This is a genomic window from Sporosarcina sp. NPDC096371, assembly GCF_044762865.1.
In the GTDB taxonomy this organism is placed as follows: domain Bacteria; phylum Bacillota; class Bacilli; order Bacillales_A; family Planococcaceae; genus Sporosarcina.
On the sequence record NZ_JBIWFE010000003.1, the window covers coordinates 218,099 to 236,646 of the forward strand.

General features: G+C 41.7%; 18 protein-coding genes. 12 read left to right on the top strand and 6 right to left on the bottom strand.

The window, feature by feature from the left end; genetic code table 11:
* Positions 1–59 precede the first annotated feature (59 nt).
* Positions 60–194: a hypothetical protein gene (locus ACIQ0H_RS09770; protein WP_403413799.1), complete on the bottom strand. Its 135-nt coding sequence runs from the start codon at positions 192–194 to the stop codon at positions 60–62.
* 301 nt (positions 195–495) lie between these two features.
* Here ACIQ0H_RS09770 and ACIQ0H_RS09775 point away from each other — a divergent pair, with 301 nt between their 5' ends.
* The gene (locus tag ACIQ0H_RS09775; protein WP_403413801.1) at positions 496–2,157 is read left to right on the top strand and encodes an S-layer homology domain-containing protein; all 1,662 of its coding nucleotides are present in this window, start codon (positions 496–498) and stop codon (positions 2,155–2,157) included.
* A gap of 55 nt (positions 2,158–2,212) precedes the next feature.
* Here ACIQ0H_RS09775 and ACIQ0H_RS09780 read toward each other — a convergent pair whose 3' ends face one another.
* Positions 2,213–3,010, bottom strand: coding sequence for a histidinol-phosphatase HisJ family protein (locus tag ACIQ0H_RS09780; RefSeq protein WP_403413803.1), 798 nt, complete (start codon positions 3,008–3,010; stop codon positions 2,213–2,215).
* 97 nt (positions 3,011–3,107) lie between these two features.
* Here ACIQ0H_RS09780 and hisZ point away from each other — a divergent pair, with 97 nt between their 5' ends.
* The 8 genes from hisZ to hisC all read left to right on the top strand — a co-directional run bounded on the left by hisZ (position 3,108) and on the right by hisC (position 10,093).
* Positions 3,108–4,349: an ATP phosphoribosyltransferase regulatory subunit gene (hisZ, locus tag ACIQ0H_RS09785; RefSeq protein ID WP_403413805.1), complete on the top strand. Its 1,242-nt coding sequence runs from the start codon at positions 3,108–3,110 to the stop codon at positions 4,347–4,349.
* Positions 4,346–4,972 (top strand): ATP phosphoribosyltransferase, encoded by a 627-nt coding sequence (hisG, locus tag ACIQ0H_RS09790; protein WP_403413807.1) that lies wholly within the window; start codon positions 4,346–4,348, stop codon positions 4,970–4,972. Before hisZ ends, hisG begins: the two co-directional genes overlap by 4 nt.
* A gap of 6 nt (positions 4,973–4,978) precedes the next feature.
* A complete protein-coding gene (gene hisD / locus ACIQ0H_RS09795; protein ID WP_403413809.1) occupies positions 4,979–6,265 on the top strand; it encodes a histidinol dehydrogenase in 1,287 nt (428 codons plus the stop codon).
* On the top strand, positions 6,258–6,842 hold the full coding sequence (gene hisB / locus ACIQ0H_RS09800; RefSeq protein WP_403413811.1) for an imidazoleglycerol-phosphate dehydratase HisB: 585 nt from the start codon (positions 6,258–6,260) through the stop codon (positions 6,840–6,842). Before hisD ends, hisB begins: the two co-directional genes overlap by 8 nt.
* Positions 6,843–6,921: 79 nt before the next feature.
* Positions 6,922–7,644: a 1-(5-phosphoribosyl)-5-[(5-phosphoribosylamino)methylideneamino]imidazole-4-carboxamide isomerase gene (hisA, locus tag ACIQ0H_RS09805; protein WP_403413813.1), complete on the top strand. Its 723-nt coding sequence runs from the start codon at positions 6,922–6,924 to the stop codon at positions 7,642–7,644.
* Positions 7,634–8,395 carry an imidazole glycerol phosphate synthase subunit HisF gene (gene hisF / locus ACIQ0H_RS09810; RefSeq protein WP_403413815.1) on the top strand — a complete coding sequence of 254 codons (762 nt, stop codon included), beginning with the start codon at positions 7,634–7,636 and terminating at the stop codon, positions 8,393–8,395. Before hisA ends, hisF begins: the two co-directional genes overlap by 11 nt.
* Positions 8,396–8,397: 2 nt before the next feature.
* Positions 8,398–9,039 carry a bifunctional phosphoribosyl-AMP cyclohydrolase/phosphoribosyl-ATP diphosphatase HisIE gene (gene hisIE, locus ACIQ0H_RS09815; protein ID WP_403413817.1) on the top strand — a complete coding sequence of 214 codons (642 nt, stop codon included), beginning with the start codon at positions 8,398–8,400 and terminating at the stop codon, positions 9,037–9,039.
* Complete coding sequence (gene hisC, locus ACIQ0H_RS09820) at positions 9,032–10,093, top strand: histidinol-phosphate transaminase (protein WP_403413819.1); 1,062 nt, start codon at positions 9,032–9,034, stop codon at positions 10,091–10,093. The genes hisIE and hisC overlap by 8 nt, the downstream gene beginning before the upstream one ends.
* A gap of 45 nt (positions 10,094–10,138) precedes the next feature.
* Here hisC and ACIQ0H_RS09825 read toward each other — a convergent pair whose 3' ends face one another.
* The 4 genes from ACIQ0H_RS09825 to ACIQ0H_RS09840 all read right to left on the bottom strand — a co-directional run bounded on the left by ACIQ0H_RS09825 (position 10,139) and on the right by ACIQ0H_RS09840 (position 15,607).
* Positions 10,139–11,254, bottom strand: coding sequence for an alpha-hydroxy-acid oxidizing protein (locus ACIQ0H_RS09825; RefSeq protein WP_403413821.1), 1,116 nt, complete (start codon positions 11,252–11,254; stop codon positions 10,139–10,141).
* Positions 11,255–11,371: 117 nt separating this feature from the next.
* Positions 11,372–12,739 carry a YjiH family protein gene (locus ACIQ0H_RS09830; protein ID WP_403413823.1) on the bottom strand — a complete coding sequence of 456 codons (1,368 nt, stop codon included), beginning with the start codon at positions 12,737–12,739 and terminating at the stop codon, positions 11,372–11,374.
* Between the two features lie 49 nt (positions 12,740–12,788).
* The gene (locus ACIQ0H_RS09835) at positions 12,789–14,105 is read right to left on the bottom strand and encodes an aspartate aminotransferase family protein (RefSeq protein WP_403413825.1); all 1,317 of its coding nucleotides are present in this window, start codon (positions 14,103–14,105) and stop codon (positions 12,789–12,791) included.
* Positions 14,106–14,227: 122 nt separating this feature from the next.
* Complete coding sequence (locus ACIQ0H_RS09840) at positions 14,228–15,607, bottom strand: sigma 54-interacting transcriptional regulator (protein ID WP_403413827.1); 1,380 nt, start codon at positions 15,605–15,607, stop codon at positions 14,228–14,230.
* A gap of 330 nt (positions 15,608–15,937) precedes the next feature.
* On the opposite strand from ACIQ0H_RS09840, the gene ACIQ0H_RS09845 reads away from it, so the two are divergent.
* From ACIQ0H_RS09845 to rlmN, 3 genes are all read left to right on the top strand, one after another.
* Positions 15,938–16,117, top strand: coding sequence for a hypothetical protein (locus ACIQ0H_RS09845; RefSeq protein WP_403413829.1), 180 nt, complete (start codon positions 15,938–15,940; stop codon positions 16,115–16,117).
* Between the two features lie 164 nt (positions 16,118–16,281).
* Complete coding sequence (locus ACIQ0H_RS09850) at positions 16,282–16,659, top strand: cytochrome-c oxidase (protein WP_403413831.1); 378 nt, start codon at positions 16,282–16,284, stop codon at positions 16,657–16,659.
* 162 nt (positions 16,660–16,821) lie between these two features.
* Positions 16,822–17,886 (top strand): dual-specificity RNA methyltransferase RlmN, encoded by a 1,065-nt coding sequence (gene rlmN, locus ACIQ0H_RS09855; RefSeq protein ID WP_403413833.1) that lies wholly within the window; start codon positions 16,822–16,824, stop codon positions 17,884–17,886.
* Positions 17,887–18,548: the final 662 nt, after the last annotated feature.

The following is an 18,548-nucleotide window of genomic DNA, read 5'->3' on the forward strand; positions in this document are numbered from 1 at the left end:
ATCATAAGGGAGGAATTGTAGTGCATTCCTCCTTTGATTAGATGCATATTCTTTTCTTTTTAAGAAACCGCATTTTTCTTTTGAACAATGTTGGTACGCGACAGGCGATTAATCGCAACAGGATAGCCGAAATCTGTCGTGATTAATTCGCCGAAAGCGGAACGAAAATGGTCCAGTGGAATAGAGGTTTTCAAGTAATTCTCACCAGTATTTTATGCGAGGAAATGGTTAATTAACTGACGTGAAAAATATAACTTTTTAGAAATAGAACTGCTTTTTTTTACAACTCTCTAAGTGGAATTAGTAAATAGAACGGTTGCTTTTAAATCCGGATAGTATCCGAATTGTGGTGAATTCAATATTAACTTGACTGAAAATAGTTATTATTATAATAGTTGTGCAGGAAAATAACTATTCTATGTCGAATAAGTGAGAATGGTCATATTCTGCGTAATGACAGAAACTCACTAAATCGAAAAACAGGAGGTAAGCGAAGTGAAGAAAAAATTCAACTATCGATTTCTATTTGCAGGTGCACTACTGCTACAAATGGCGGCAGTCCCACATCATATTTCAGCAGATGAACTAGATACAAGCGCTCCAACATGGACATTGCCAATCGATTATCTCGCTATAGGCGATTCACTGGCAGCTGGCGTCACACCGAACAATGGGTTAGGCAAAGGCTACGCGGATTTCCTTGCGGAGCACTTTCAGGCTACAGGAACGTTGAAGTCGTATAATAAAGGTTTTTCATTCCCAGGGTATAAAACGGCAGATGTTCTGAAGGACATTCAACAGAATGTAACAAAAGATGTCTACGGCATTGGATATAAAGAAAAGACAGCCCAACTTCAACAGTCCATCAAAGACGCAGAAGTCATTACAATCAGTGCGGGGGCAAATGATGTCTTGCCTCTTCTGAAAAAAGACCTGAAAACAGGGATGGCAACCGTTGATCAGCAAGCATTGGCGACAACACTCCAGCAAGTCAGTGCCAATTACAAACAGATGATGGCGCAAATCATGCAAATGAATCCTAAGGCACAAGTATATGTCATGGGCTATTATAATTCATATCCTTATATGCCTGCTGAGCTGCAACCATCGCTCAAGCTGATGCAAGATGCGGTAAACAAGGCCATCGCCACGGGGCTATCGGGTACACAAGCAGTTTTGGTAGCAACAGGTGATCAAATTGCGGCAGACTACAAGACTTACCTTCCAAATCCGGAAAACATACATTTGAGTGAGGCGGGTTATAAAAAAGTAACGGAACAATTTTGGACAAGCATGCAGAAGAACTATCCTTGGGTATCTACAAGTGTACTGACAGCGGGGGCAATTGAGGGGAGTTCAGTTAGCCTGAGCTGGCAGCCTGCTGTGGATAACGTAGCGGTCACAAGTTACGAACTTTACAAAGGGAAAGAAAAAGTCGCGACGGTTAACGGAGATGTCACCTCTTATAAAGTAGAAAAGCTGACAGAGAATACAGCGTATACCTTTTCACTTGTCGCAGTCGACAAAGCCGGAAATAAAAGCATCTATAATCCAACCGTCAATGTAACGACAAAAGGTTCGGCAGTAAAACCAATCCCGAAACCAACGCCGGCGTTGTTCTCGGATATTGCTGATAGCAACTTGAAAATCTATATCGAGCAAGCGGCATTAGCTGGGATCATAAGTGGCTATGAAGACGGCACATTTAAACCCAATCAACACCTAACGCGTGCACAAGCAGCTTCCATCTTTGTTCGGGGACTGATGTTACGAACAGATGAGGTAGCCCCATTTGAAGACATTTCTCACTACGGTAAGCAAATGCAAGCCGACATCAATGCAGCGTATAAATATGGCATAGTGGTAGGAAACCATGGTTCTTTCAAACCCGATGATGCAGTGACACGTGCGGAATTTGCCATGATGCTGGAACGTACGTATTTAAGTATGACAGGCGTACCCTATAAAGCAACGCAACCACTCCCATTTTCTGATGTAGGCAACGTCAGTGCAAATGCAGCCAATTCAATCTCCATGCTGTATGAACTTAAGATAGCTAGTGGATCTGACGGTAAATTCATGCCAAATGGTCTAACAACACGTGCCCAAGCGGCAAAAATGTTTGTCAATTTTATGTATCGTAGTCAAGGTAGATAAAAGAATGTCAAAAACGGTCTTGACCTTCTTTCGCAGAAGGTGAGACCGTTTTAACTTATAGCAAACGTTCGATTGAATGGAATGTAGGTTGTTGCTCGTCAAACGTCGTAATATAGTTGAATCCAATAGATTGTAACAATTGCAGTGACTCACGGAATTGGAAGGCAATATCCTCTGGTTTATGTGCGTCGGAACCAAGTGTAATGATTTCTCCGCCACTTTGCTTATAGAGCTTCAAAATATCGTCACTTGGCAAGCCACTCGTTATCCCATAGCGAACGCCTGATGTATTCAACTCAATTCCTTTCCCTTCAGGAATGATCGTCTTGAATATCTCTCGTAGTTCATCGTGAAACGGGTTGTCGCAATGTTGTTTTGTATACCTTTTTACAAGATCAATATGGCCAAGGATGTTAAATTGTTTGTAGTTTTGCACACAGTATAATAGCTCACCATAATAAATGCCATATGACTCTTCTAATGTTTTATTCTCGAAAAATTCGCCATAGTGCAATCCTTTTTTCTCCACGGTGTGCATGGAGCAGATGATGAAATCGAATATTTCCTTGTCCATTAGCTCCTTATATGTATTGACTAAATGTGGTTGTATACCGATTTCAACGCCTTTTTTAATGCGGATACGCCCTTCGTATTGCTTTTGCATCTCTTTTATTTTGTTGGCATAGTCCATTTTGTCAAAATCAAAAGTGATTTCATCATACGGATAGTCGTAATCGATATGTTCTGTGAAACAAATTTCCGTTAATCCTTTTTTTATGGCACCTTCGATCATTTCTTCCATCGGAATGGGGCAGTCTGCAGAGAAAGCACTGTGAACATGATAATCAAACATAAAAAAATTCATCTCCTCTTGTTGACATTTCGTCTGTATAGCATTATAGTACTAAATAACTTTAGTCTAGTAAAGTGGTAAAGTGAGGTTGTTGGAATTGGTCAAAAATGAAATGTATCCTGAACAAATGTTTTACGACAATGAAAAAGTGGAACGAATCATTAAGACAGTTAATAAGCGCTTTACAACGTACGGCTATAAACGGATTAAAACACCTGCCTTTGAGCAATATGATTTATATTCTAATGTAAAAAGTTCGATTAATCAAAATGAAATGATTAAAGTCATCGATTATACGGGGCAAGTATTAGTATTACGTCCTGATATGACGATTCCAATTACAAAAGAATTGGCGGAGAATTATCCAGAACTAGCAAACGAACTTCGATACTTTTACGTTCAAGAAGTATTTCGTCAGCCAGTCGATCGCAATGACAATATTGAAAGTACACAAGCTGGGGTTGAATATTTTTGCCAAAGTTCCCCTGAGGCGGATGCAGAAGTCATTGCCCTTGCTTGTCATACGATGAAGGATTTAGGGTTTATGGATATTAAAATCGAAATCGGTCATGCGGCATTTTTCAATGAACTAGTCCAAGACCTCCCTTTAACGGCGCAACAAATTAAACAGTTGAAGACACTTATCCAAGCAAAAAATGTGGTGGAAATTGGTCCATTCCTTCAACGCCTCGACATCGATGCGGAAGTGCGTGATGCAATCGAACGGATTCCATTGTTATATGGTAACCCGGTTGAAGTATGTGAACGGGCACGAGGCATCGCTTTGACAACGAAGATGCAAGACACACTGGATTATGTAATGGATGTGTATAGGATATTAAACATGTATGGTTTAGGGCAGTATATTGTCAGCGATTTAGGGCTGATCAATCATATGGGTTATTATTCGGATGTTATTTTCCAGGGCTATGTTGAGAAATTTGGCAAACCCGTATTGATGGGGGGGCGTTATGATCGCCTAGGTGATGAGTTTGGTGCAACGCTACCGGCAATTGGCTTTGCATGTGAAATAGAATCATTGGTTAAAGCGACTGAAAATAGAGAAGTCACTGGTCGTTTCCCGATTGATGTCAATATCATCTACGAAGACACACAGTTAGAGCAGGCCATTGCTATTGCCAATGAATTAAGGGAACGCAATTATAGCGTGCTGTCGTTTCCGAGGCATAAAGAGCAGGTGAACCGACAGCAAAGCGTTTACACCATTCAACTTGAAAATGAAAATAATAGATTGGATTATAAAGAGAAAACGATTCCTTTCTTTGATTTGAACGAAGTATTGGATCTACTAGTAGGGGTTAAGGGGGCGACTTCATGACACATCTTACCGTCGCGATGGCGAAAGGGCGCACGGCCGACCAGGCGCTAACGTTTTTGGAGCATGCAGGTGTCCGATTTTCAGAGTTCCATGATGGAAGTAGAAAATTGGTTATCTTCGATGATGCGAACAAAGTGAAACTTATTTTTGTAAAGGCTGTCGATGTACCCATTTACGTAGAAAAAGGGGCAGCGGATATTGGGATTGTCGGCAAAGATACAATTATGGAAGACCCTGTTGATGTCTATGAACTATTGGATCTTGGGATTAGTAAATGTCAGCTGGTGGTAGCTGGATTTCCAGATAAGGAGTTCTCAAGTAGCACACCATTGACGGTTGCATCAAAATATCCTGCTGTGGCAAAAGACTATTTTGGAGGCAAAGGGATTCGCGTTGAAACAATCAAATTGAATGGATCGGTGGAATTGGCGCCACTTATCGGCATGTCAGATGTCATTGTCGACATTGTGGAATCGGGTGCGACATTAAGGGAAAATGGTTTGGTCGTCTTAGAGACGATTGCCGATGTCAGTGCACGATTGATCGTCAATAAAGCAAGTTACGCAACAAAAACAACCCAAATTCAGCAGTTCATCTCAGACTTAAAAGGGGCATTGGAGTGAGAATTCATGCGGATTGTGACAGTTGAACAATATACAGATGACAACGAACAAGGAAAAGCAGTGCAACATAATGACCTCGACTTTGATAAAAATGTGCTTGAAATTATCGGAAGAGTTCGTGAAAAAGGTGATCAAGCGCTAGTCAACTATACCGAACAATTTGACGGCATACGGCTGGATAACCTTATTGTCACGGATGAAGAGTTTGAGGAAGCACAAGCACAGATTACGGAAGAATTCCTCGCTGCATTGCGGAAAGCGAAGAACAACATTACGGTATTCCACGAAGAGCAAAAAGAAAAGTCATGGTTCATCAATCAACAACAAGGGATTGTCCTTGGTCAGAAAGTGACACCCCTTGCTAGTGTAGGTATCTATGTACCAGGCGGGAAAGCGGCGTATCCTTCAACGGTTTTGATGAATGCCATCCCGGCAAAAATTGCAGGCGTTGGACGAATCGCGATGGTGACACCACCGCAACGAAACGGCAAAGTGAATCCTCATGTCCTTGTGGCAGCACGGGAAGCAGGCGTCGACGTTGTCTATAAAGTAGGCGGGGCACAAGCGATTGCCGCGTTGGCCTATGGGACGGAAACCGTAGAAAAAGTAGTGAAGATAACAGGTCCCGGGAATGCCTATGTGGCACGTGCAAAAAAATGGGTGTTCGGAGATGTTGCGATTGATATGATCGCGGGTCCGAGTGAGATATGCGTCGTAGCGGATGATACAGCGTTGCCAGAATTTGTGGCCGCCGACTTGTTGTCCCAAGCAGAACATGACGAACGTGCAACAGCGATTTGCGTGACGACAAGTCCAGCATTTGCTGAAGCACTTCAACAACAAGTAGCGGAGCAAATAGAGCGGGCAGATCGGAAAGACATTATTCAAACATCCATTAGGGATAATGGACGTATTGTCCTTGTAGACTCGTTAGATGAAGCGTTTCAATTCGTCAATGAACTGGCGCCCGAACATTTACAGCTGATGGTAGAAAATCCGATGGAACAACTGGCGTATATTAATAATGCTGGAGCTATCTTTTTAGGGAACTATTCACCAGAAGCACTGGGTGATTATATGGCAGGGCCGAATCATACGTTGCCAACGAGTGGAACATCAGCATTCTCTTCACCACTTGGTGTGTATGACTTCATGAAAAAGTCGAGTATTATCCATTATACAGCGCAAGCATTGCAAGACGTGGCGGATGACATCATCACCATAGCGAATGCGGAAGGTTTAACAGCCCATGCAAATTCGATTCAAGTTAGAAAGGTGGGATTCAATGCGTAGTAAATCGATTGCAAGACAAACGGCAGAAACAAGAATTGAATTGGATTTCGCCATTGATGGCAGCGGGAAAACGGCTATTCAAACAGGGGTAGGTTTTTTCGATCACATGCTGACATTGTTCACAAAGCACGGACGCTTTGATTTGAAGGTCGATTGTGACGGCGATACGGAAGTAGATCAGCACCATTCCGTTGAAGATATTGGCATTGTATTGGGACAAGCGTTTTATGACAGTATCGGCACGAAAGAAGGCATTGAACGTTATGCGACAGTGTCTACGCCAATGGACGAAGCGCTATCTACGGTTTCACTGGATATTAGTGGACGTTCATTTCTTGTTTTCAATGTTGAAGGGATGAAAGATAAAGTTGGTGATTTCGATACGGAACTCGTTGAAGAATTTTTCCTAGCCTTCACAAATAACGCGAAAATTAATTTACACATCAATTTGCAATATGGAAAGAATACACATCATATCATCGAATCGATATTTAAAGGATTCGGCCGAGCACTACGAGTGGCAAGTACGATTAATCCGGCAGTGAAAGGTGTTCCATCGACGAAAGGCATGCTGTAAGGTTTTTCCTTTGTCCAGCTGCTCCAATGCAGCGGGTTAAGTGAAAGATAAATAGACTCGATATAAAGGGGGTGTCATCATGATTTTATTTCCAGCGATTGATATTCGCGGTGGGAAATGTGTTCGATTGATTCAAGGGGATTATGACCAAGAAATTATCTACAATGATTCACCAACTGCGATGGCGAAAGAGTGGGAACAGCAAGGCGCTCAGTACATTCACATCGTCGATTTGGACGGCGCAAAAACGGGTGATTCATTGAACAAAAATGCTATTCAAGCGATTGCCGAGAGTGTATCGATTCCCATCCAAGTTGGTGGTGGAATCCGCTCGATGGAAATCGTTGATGCCCATATTGCGTCTGGAGTTAGCCGTGTGATTATTGGAACAGCAGCGATCCAAGATCAGCAATTTTTAACAGCAGCAGTGGAGAAATATGGTGACAAAATTGCAGTGTCCATCGATGCGCGTAATGGTTTCGTTGCAACAGATGGCTGGACAGAATTGAGTGACGTCAAAGCGGTTGATCTGCTCCAACAGTTGGTGGAAATTGGTGTTCAAACGGTTGTCTATACCGATATTTTGAAAGATGGCATGTTGCAAGGGCCGAATCTAGTTGAATTAGAAATGATGAACAATGCGTCGACGATCGACATTATTGCATCGGGCGGCGTTTCTACAGAACAAGATATCTCAATGTTACGAGAATTGAATATGTATGGGGCAATTATCGGCAAAGCGTTATACGAAGGGAAACTATCCTTAATCAAACTTTTGGGGGACGACAATGATGGCAACTAATCGAATTATTCCATGTCTAGATTTTGATAACGGAAAAGTGGTAAAAGGGAAGAAGTTTTTAGAGGTGAAAGAAGTGGCAGATCCACTAACATTAGCAAAAAAGTATGTGGCTGATGGTGCGGATGAGTTGGTATTTTACGATATTGCTGCGTCAACGAATAACCGTCCGATGTTTCTCGATTTGATTGCCGAAATTGCGAAAGAAGTACCAATTCCATTTATAGTTGGCGGTGGTATCGGGACGATTGAGGATATTGAAAAGGTTTTTGAGGCTGGTGGCGACAAGGTATCCATTAACAGCGCAGCGCTCAATAATCCATCTCTAATTGAAGAGGCGGCAAAGAAATTTGGTTCTGACCGGATCATCTTATCGATGGATGTCAACGAAGTAGGACCTTCAAAATGGTCGGTATTTGCCAAGGGGGGGCAACAAGATACGGGAATCGATGCCATCGAATGGGCAGTTCGGGGGGAACAGCTAGGTGCCGGTGAGTTAGTCGTCAACAGTATCGGGGAAGATGGCGTCAAAGATGGTTATAATCTCGAATTGACACGCGCGATAGCAGAAGCAGTCAATATCCCAGTCATTGCAAGTGGAGGGGCAGGCACGCCTGAACACTTCCACACGGTATTAACGGAGGGGAAAGCCGACGCAGCACTCGCGGCATCTGTCTTTCATTTTGAAGATATTCAGATTGGCGAATTAAAACAATATCTAGCTGAGAAAAATACACCTGTTGGGACTGACTAACTTTGACAATCGAAATCGGTAAATTGACATTTGATAACAATGGGCTTATTCCTGCAATCGTTCAAGATGATCAGACAGGAAAGGTCCTGATGCTTGCTTATATGAATGAAGAAGCATTGCAGAAAACAATTGATACAAAAGAAACGTGGTTTTTTAGCCGCTCTAGGCAGGAATTGTGGAATAAAGGGGCAACGTCAGGCAATCGTCAACAAGTGCAACGTTTGCTATTCGATTGCGACCAAGATGCTATTTTAGTACAAGTCGTACCACAAGGTCCGGCTTGTCATACAGGTGAAGTGACTTGCTTTTCAAAAAGGGCTTTTGAACAAGAAATTTCTAATCGGGAAGTAGTGCAAGAAGTAGTTGAAGAAATCAAAGAGCGCCATCAGAATCCTATAGAAGGATCGTACACATCGTACTTATTCCGCGAAGGGTTAGATAAAATCCTGAAAAAAGTCGGGGAAGAAACAACAGAAGTTGTCATTGGTGCGAAAAATCGTGATAAAGCAGAGGTGACGAGCGAGTTAGCAGATTTGACCTATCACTCGCTTGTCTTGATGGAAGAACTTGGCGTGACGGTGGCAGATGTCAAAAACGAATTGAGAAAAAGACGCCCGAATCGTGAAGTGCTGCGCAATGAGTAAATTTTGGAGTAGTATGGTAAAACGAACGGAGCCGTATGTGCCGGGGGAGCAAGTGATTCAACAGGATATTGTGAAACTCAATACCAATGAAAATCCTTATCCGCCGAGCCCGAAAGTAGTGGAGGCTATTCGTGTGGAGATGGAGCGCAATCTACAATTGTATCCATCGCCAACTGCGGATGATTTACGCAAAACGATTGGGCGGCAATATGGGCTAGCTGCTGAAGAAGTATTCGTTGGGAATGGCTCGGATGAAGTATTAGCATTTTCCTTTATGGCATTTTTTGAGCCAGGTCAACCGATTCGATTCCCAGACGTTACCTATAGTTTTTATCCGGTGTATGCCAAGCTGTTTGATATTCCTTATGAGGAAGTTGCGTTGAATACGGATTTTACATTGCCAGTCGACAAGTTCTTTCGGTCTGAAGGTGGCGTCATTTTACCCAATCCGAACGCGCCAACAAGCCTCTATGCTGAACTGGATTTGATTGAAGAGATTGTGAAAAATAACCCAGATCGAGTTGTCATCATTGATGAAGCGTACATCGATTTTGCATCAAGGTCTGCGGCTGAAATGATTCATCAATATGATAATCTACTGGTCGTCCAGACAACATCGAAATCGCGGTCGTTGGCGGGTTTACGTGTAGGTTTTGCGATGGGCTCCCCATCTTTAATAGAGGCTTTAGTTCGCATTAAAGATTCTTTCAACTCGTATACTTTGGATCGGCTTGCACTGGTTGGTGCTCAAGCGGCATTCGAGGATGAAGCGTATTTTAATGAGACCACGGCGAAAATCATTGCGACGAGGGAGCAAGTGACCGTGGAGTTAGGGCAACTTGGATTTACTGTCCTTCCCTCACAAGCAAACTTTGTATTTGCCCGTCACGAACGAATTTCTGCAGAATCGCTATATGATGAATTGAAAAAAGAGGGGATCCTCGTGAGGTATTTTAACAAGCCAGGGATTGATAATTATGTACGCATTACAATTGGGACAGATAAGCGGATGGCACGTTTGTTTGAAACGTTGAAAGAGATTCTTACAACATAAAAACTGTAGACCCTTTGTTTTTTGAAGGGCCTACAGTTTTTTTAATTATGCTTGTACAAGCAGATTCGAATGAATTTCATGGATAGTGCGTACGCCTGCAAGCGCCATCGTCACATCTAGCTCATGGAGAATGTCTTCAATGATACGATTTACACCTGTTTCTCCATCCACCGCTAATCCATAAATATAAGGACGACCCAGTAAAACTGCGTTAGCACCAAGCGCGAGTGCTTTGAAAACATCGACTCCGCTACGGATTCCGCTGTCGAACAAGATTGGAATACGTCCCTTTACAACGTGACAAATGTCTGGCAGTGCATCCAAAGATGAAATGCAGTGATCCAATTGCCGTCCGCCATGATTGGAAACGATAATCCCATCGATATTATGCTCAAGTGCAAGTTGTGCATCATCGGGATGTAAAATACCTTTTAGTAGGATTGGCAATGTTGTATAGGAACGTATTTTTTGTAATTCATCCCAATGGAGCCCAGGTCGATCAATGATGTCAATTTGTTTCTTGTAGGCTGCTTCGGGGTCTTCGGTGGGTGACTTTTCCAGCAGGCTACAAAATGCAGGATCCGACAGATAGTTGCCACAGCCATTGCCTTCGGAAAGAGGTGAATAGCTGTTTCGACGATCAGCCTCACGAATACCTAGTACTGGCGTGTCGACTGTGATGACAATTGCGCTGTAGCCATTCGCTTCTGCACGTTTGACAAGGCTTTCTGTGACAGAATCCTCGAGAGAACAGTATAGTTGAAACCATCGCGTGTTGTTTTCCAGCACTTGCGCAATCTCTTCCATTGAATAGGATGCTGCACTACTGACAATGTAGGGAACTTCTAAATTCCCCGCAGCTTTTGCGGAAGCGAGTTCACCATTGGGATGAGCGATTCGCTGTACGCCGATCGGGGCAAGAAGGATTGGTGTTTTCATGGTCTTACCGAAAAGTGAAACTGTAAGGTCTTGTTTTGATACATCTCGCAAAACGCGCGGACGAATTTTCCACTTGTCGAAGGCATGGCGATTTTCTTGCATCGTCGCTTCCACACCCGCTCCTCTTGCGATGTAATCGAAGGCTTCTTTCCTAAGTTTCTCATAGGCTTGCGATTCCAAGTGGCTTTCAAAACTCGGAATCCAATCTTCCGTTTTTTTCATCGTATGTCCACCATTCTGAATTATTATTGTTGTTAGATCCGCTATTTTGACAAGTTGTAAATGGCTTAAAAGGGATAGCCGAAGCTACCCCTTTTAAGCCGAATTTGATCTCACTACTTAAAAGACGATAAAGTGTGCAATTAATACAATGATAGGTAGTGTAATAATCGTTCGTTGGATAAAGATCACGAACAAGTCTAGGAAGCTAACAGGAATATTTGATCGTAAAATGAGAATGCCGATTTCCGACATATACACAAGTTGCGTCAAGGACAAAGCAGCCACGACGAATCGTGTAATTTCAGCTTCAATTCCACTACCGATAACCGCGGGTAAAAACATATCTGCGAATCCGACAAGCATTGTTGGAGCGGCTTTTGCTGCTTCAGGTAGCTGCATCCATTCTAATAACGGAACTAGCGGGTAAGAGATGATATTGAAAACAGGTGTAAATTCCGCGACAATCAGTGCGATTGCCCCAAGACTCATGACGAGTGGAATAAGTCCAAGCCAGATATCGAGAACTGTTTCCACGCCATCTTGAATAAGTCTTTTCGGGCTTTTCGCTGTGTTTGCTTTGTCGAGTGCTTGTTTCCATCCCCACTGAAGGTTTGAAATACCTTCAGGCTGAGCTTCATCAATTTGTTGACCAACGGGTTCGTAATACGTATCCGCCTTACGTGATAAAGGTGGAATTCGCGGCATGATGATGGCCGCAACGATACTTGCAACTGTAACAGTGATATAGAACGGTATGAATAAGTGACCGAGTCCGACGACATTGGCAATCACCAGTGAGAAGGCTACGGATGCGATGGAAAATGTCGTCGCAATGACGGCTGCTTCGCGTTTAGTGTAGTAGCCTTCGTCATATTGTTTCATCGTCACAAGGACCCCAACAGTTCCCGCACCCATCCATGAAGCCATCGTATCAATGGATGAACGACCCGGTAAAGTGAATACTGGACGCATCACTTTTTTTACTAAAGACCCGACAAATTCCATCAAGCCGAATTCGACTAAGAGTGGAAGTAAGATTCCGGCAAAAAGGAACCAAGTAAGTAGAACAGGCGCTAAATCAAAGAGCACAACCCCACCCGTATTGCGGGAAGAGATGAATTCAGGACCGATTTGAAAGTACGCCATAATCCCGACTGAAAAACCGATAATGCGCATGGTAATCCCGAAAATACCAACATGGAATACACTTTTTAAGAAAGTATTGTTGATGATGAATCCGGGTTTAAGTGTGACGGTTATTAGTGTCATAAGGACAGTGAAGCCCAACATAATAATGATAAACTGGGGAATCCAGTCCCCAAATGTTTTTAGCAGTGACGAGGCGAGGACCCCGACCCCAATTGTCACCTCATCGTTCACTTTAATCGGAACGAGAAATAGAAGTATGCCTATGAATGATGGAATTAGGAATTTCCATACGGCACTTTTTGATTTAACGGCATCCCTTTTGTATACAACCGACATGTCATTTCCCCCATTTTAAGTGTAATTTATGAGCGTTAGCACAATTATTTTAGTTTGAATACTTTTGAAGTGCCGCTCTTAATACATCAAGACCTGTGTCGATTTGCTCTTTGTTGATGGTGAGTGGCGGAATCATTCGAATAACTTCTCCTGAATTGCCGCATAAATAGAAGAGTACTCCGTTTTCAAGACATTCATCGAGTACATCCATAACGGTTTTACCAGAAGGCTCGCCAGTTTTTGGATCCCCAAGTTCGATGCCAATCATGAGTCCAACACCCCGAACATCCCGAATGATAGGGAATTCCTCTTTCATCTCCAATAATCGGGCAATTGCATAAGCACCCATCTCTTTTGTGTTGTCCAGCAATTTCTCTTCATGAATAACTTCTAACGAAGCGAGTGCTGCTGAGCAGGCCATAGGATTACCGCCGAATGTTGTCCCATGTGAACCAAGTGGCCATTGGTCCATTAATTCTTTAGAAGCGACAGTTGCGCTAAGTGGCAGTCCTGCGGCAATTCCTTTTGCAATGGCCATGATGTCAGGCTTAACATCAAATGTTTGTGCAGCGAACCAACTCCCTGTACGACCAAAACCGGTTTGAACTTCATCAAAAATAAGAAGGATACCATGGCGATCACAGATTTCACGTATTTTCTTCAACCATGACGCAGGGGGGATAAAGTAGCCGCCTTCGCCAAGAATAGGTTCGATGATCATGCAAGCCACCTCTTCAGGATCCACTTGGTGATTAAATAATTTCTGTGCATCACGTTCAAGCTTTTCGGCGAAGTATACGTCCGGATCTGCTCCTTCAGGTAGATATTCGGGAAGGGCATAAGGCAGTTGGTACGTCAGCCAAGAAGGTTGAAGATATTTGCGGTATTTACTTTTAGATGTTGTGACACTAAGCGCGCCAATTGATCTGCCGTGGAAACAACCTGTGAAAGAAACGACATATGGTCTTTTCGTCACATATTTAGCGAGTTTCAACGCACCTTCAATCGCTTCAGTTCCGCTATTCGCGAAAAAGAAATTATCGAGTTTCGGTGGAAGAATCTTTTGTAGCTCTGCTGCTAATTTTAAAATAGATTCATAGATAATGACTCCAGATGGTCCATGGATGAGATGATCTGCACTGTCTTTGATTGCCTGTACAACTTTGGGATGACGATGGCCGACATTTTCGACGGCGATACCTGACGTGAAGTCTAAATACCTTTTTCCGTCCACACCGTAGTAGTAACAGCCTTCCGCTTTAACGACGGGAAGATTTGGATGATCCTTGGCCATGCTAGGAGCAAGGAAATTACCAATCGAATCGACCATATGAAGCCAGTCTTGTTGTTCTATTTGATTTTGCATAATGATTCCTCCAATAGTGAATAATTATTTATATCTGAATATAGTTATGTGGATTAGTATATACGAATGTATATTTATAAATCAACACTAATTTTTATTTATTTATGAAATAACAAGTATTCTTACTCAGGAAGTGTATACTTTTTTAGTTTTCTTACAACGGAAGGCTGGCTAATGCCGAGTATTTTTGCCATTTCAGTCGTTGTCTTATAGCGTTGGCGTGCATTATTCAACACTTTCATTTCTACGTTTTCTAAAATATTCGTAAGCGTTTGTCCGTCCAGATCAATGTCGGTCAATCCCTCTTCAAATTGGATCCGGTATTCGGGTGGTAAGTCGTTGATGCCAATGATTTCATCTGTACTTTGAACGACAATGCGCTCTACTACGTTACGTAGCTCGTGGATATTACCTTTCCACTCAAGCTTTAATAGTAGATTGAAAACACTGTCCGACAATAACTTTTTCGAGTTATACTTTTTTGAATAATAATGCAAGAAGTATGCAATGAATGCGCTTACATCTTCTTTTCTATTTTTTAGTGGTTGTAGGTGAATCGGAATGATATTTAGGAAATAGTAAAGCTCTTTAAGAAATTGATTATCGAATGTTGCTTGAGATAGTTCCGTTTCAGTAGAGGAAATGAGTCGTATGTCCTGTGTATGAAGCTTCGCGCTACCAAGCGGTTTAAAGCTGTCCTCTTTCAACGTTTTTAATAATTTGGCTTGTAAGTGGAGAGGCAATCGATCGATTTTCTTCAAATATAAGGTGCCACCTTGTGCAATCGACAGAAGCCCTGGTGAAATAGAAGAAGATTTGCCAACGCCAATTTGCTCACCGAACAGTTCTTTGTCGAACAACGATTCTGGAATTGTTGCACAGTCCAGTTCGATGAAAGGGCCGTTGGAGCGAGAGCTTTCTTTATGGATTTCTTTCGCCATTGTCGTCTTGCCAGTGCCTTGCTCGCCGTAAAGAATGACTGAAACGTCGAGGGGAGCAGCTTTATATGCGACTGTATAGGCTTCCTCTGTATCTTTGCTCTCAATCGTCAAGCCACTCGTGGAAAGCGACTTTTTCCTAAGAAGATGTAACTCCTCTTGCACTTTTGACATTTCAAATTCTAGCTCTTTCATATATTCCTGGATGACGAGTAATTCTGAAACGTCATAAGAATAGCTGATGACAAACTCTACTTCTCCGTTTTCGTTGAAAAAAGGCATACCTGTAATGAGCACTTTTGCACCTGAGGGTGTCGTTTGTATCGTGACGACTTTCTTTTTTTGTTGAAGTACTAATGGTGTGATGGCTGGAGAAAAAATCTCTGCCGATTGCAAATCATAAACAGATTTCCCAATCAGCTCTTCTGCCTCGATCCCGTAATGCTGACCGCTAATTCGAGTCGCTTTAATAATAATTCCTTCACGATTGGTGACAATGACATCTTCATCATAGGTTTCTAGTATTTCTTGCACAGAGTTCGGGGTTAAATGGAATTGTGCCATAAGTTCTCCTTCCTGACAGTATTGAATTTTTAGATAATATTTATATTTGAATAAACTATACATTATTGAATAATGGAAAAGCAAGAGTCTATTTGAAGTTTTGAAAAGTATTTTATTGAAACTGTATTGAAGGACTGTTTTCATGAAAAAATAGTCGATCGGTAACAGAAGATAGCGGCTACGCAGAGGGGAGATTATGCATAATTTATACATTGTAAAGATTTTTGAATAGGTAAGGCTGTACCCCGCCATCAAGTAGTATATTGTGTGTCGACTAGAAGCTGATATACTTGGACAATAGATAGTGGTAGACGAGGAGGTTTTAGTGGCATGTTGGGTTCTAAATACATAGATTTCGCACTAATCATATTCATGGCTTATTTCACATTCACGCGTTTTGCCAAAGGGCAAGTAGGCATGGGCATCTTTTTCGCCGTGTTATGCCTGTTGAACATCGTTACGCTGGTGATGAAAATCAAGCAAGACAAAGCAAGAGCAAAAAATGCATAATGCACTTTAAGAAACTAGGGACCCATGAGATTTTGGGTGCCCTAGTTTTTTATTGGGGAAAGAAAAATAGTAGGGATGAACAATAATTAGATCGCCGAAATCATAGGATGTATGAGCGCTAGTCTTCTAGGCGTATATGAAACAATAGGGGGATGTGGGGAATAATGGCGAAAAAATTGCTTAAGATTTCTGTCGTCTATTTCATGATTGGAATTTCTTTTGGATTGTATATGTCCGTTATGCACGTCTTTAACATGACTACCGTTCATGTTCATATCACTTTGCTTGGTTGGATGTCGTTGGCTTTGGTCGGTCTTATTTATCATCATCATCCAAATTTAGAGAAAACCATTTTAGCAAAAGCACATTTTTGGCTTCATAATATTGGTTTACCTGTCATGATGATTGCAATTGCTCTTGCCATTTTAGGAGTAAGTGATGTGTACTTCCCAGTTGCTACAATTGGAGGAGTGGTGACGTTAATAGGCATCTTCTGTTTCGGCTTTAACGTCTTGCGGAATCTAGATAAACATGTTTCTTAAGAGCTGAATTATGTAAAAAAGCTGATGGAATCTTTATGATTCGTCAGTTTTTTTATGATCAAAAAAGAACATGATTAACGCGGATAAATTAAATTAGTTGTTCCGTTTCCTTATTTCTTGTAGTATAATATGTGAATTGCATTTTTTGAAATGAGGGTAATAATGAAAAATTCTATATATGGATTAACAATGGAGCAACTGACAGAATGGTTATTAGAACGAGGCCATAAAAAGTTCCGTGCATCCCAAGTTTGGGATTGGTTGTACAAAAAGCGTGTCACAAGTTTTGCGGAAATGACAAACGTAAACAAAGACTGTATTCAATTGTTGGAAGACAACTTTGCGATTCAAACATTAGAGCTATCCGTGAAACAAGAATCGGCAGATGGAACGATTAAGTTCCTATTTAAAATGCAAGATGGCAATCTAATCGAGACGGTATTGATGAAATTCCCATATGGTCACTCTGTTTGTGTCACAACGCAAGTCGGCTGTAATATCGGCTGTAGCTTCTGTGCAAGTGGACTTTTGAAAAAAAGCCGCGATTTAAACGCAGGCGAAATCGTGGAACAAATTATGAAAGTGCAGTTCCATCTTGATGCAAAAGAGCAAGAGGATCGTGTAAGTCATATTGTTGTCATGGGAATTGGCGAACCGTTCGATAATTACACCAACTTGATGGACTTCCTTCGTGTCGTCAATGACCAAAAAGGACTAGCTATTGGTGCACGCCATATCACGGTATCAACAAGTGGAAATCCACAAAAAATTAGAGAATTTGCGAATGAAAATATCCAAGTAAACTTGGCGGTTTCTTTGCATGCACCAAACAATGATCTACGTACACGCATTATGAAAATTAACAAAGCGTTCCCAATTGAAACGTTGATGGATTCCATTGATTATTATTTGGAAACGACAAACCGTAGAATCACGTTTGAATACATTATGTTGCAAGACGTCAATGATCATGTGGTAGAAGCGCAGCAATTAGGAAAACTCCTTGAAAATAAGCGCCACTTATCCTACGTCAACTTGATTCCTTACAACCCAGTTGATGAACATGACCAGTATCGCCGCAGTACACCAGAGGCGATTAATGCGTTTTACGCAACACTACGTAAAAAAGGCATCAATGGCGGTGTCCGTCTTGAACATGGAACAGACATTGACGCAGCATGTGGTCAGTTACGCAGTAAGCAGATTAAGAAAGAGAAAGCGAAGTAATCACATTAAATACGCAAGACGCATCCAGGTAACATGGTGGATGCGTCTTTTTGTCGCGATAAACAAAGTCAGTAAATGGGGGAAGGAGATATATTCTTCAGCTGCTAACTCGGCTTAGGTGACGCACTTAGAAATCTTTCAAGAAAATCTCAAAGTTTACTGACATCATGATCTACCATTTGAAGCGGTGTAGCTTGCTATCGTGCTTTCTTATAAAGTTATTCGAAAGCCTCGACTAAGTACCCATTTAACTAGATATCCGGAGTAATGGGAGCGTTTATGATAGATGAAAAGTCATCTTTTTCCGAGAATAGTATTGGGAAATATTATTCAGCATTATTCGCTAGTACTATTTACTTATTTCTCCCTTATGATTCATAAACTATCTAAGTCATCTTTAATTCAAGCTGTCGTGAAAAATCAATGATAGACAAGTTAAATTATACTTACCTCGTTATAAGTAGCTGTTGGGTGTATTACTTTATGTCTGGAACAAAAAGTAGTTTAATAGTCATAAATTACTAACTTGTTAACGCTGGTATTTATTCGACAAAATATACAATTAAGTTATGATATGTTAATATGTGACAACTAGAATTTCACAATAGACACCATTGAGTACCTACACTAGGTTTTAGGAAGGGGGCAAGGGGTGTTTTTTT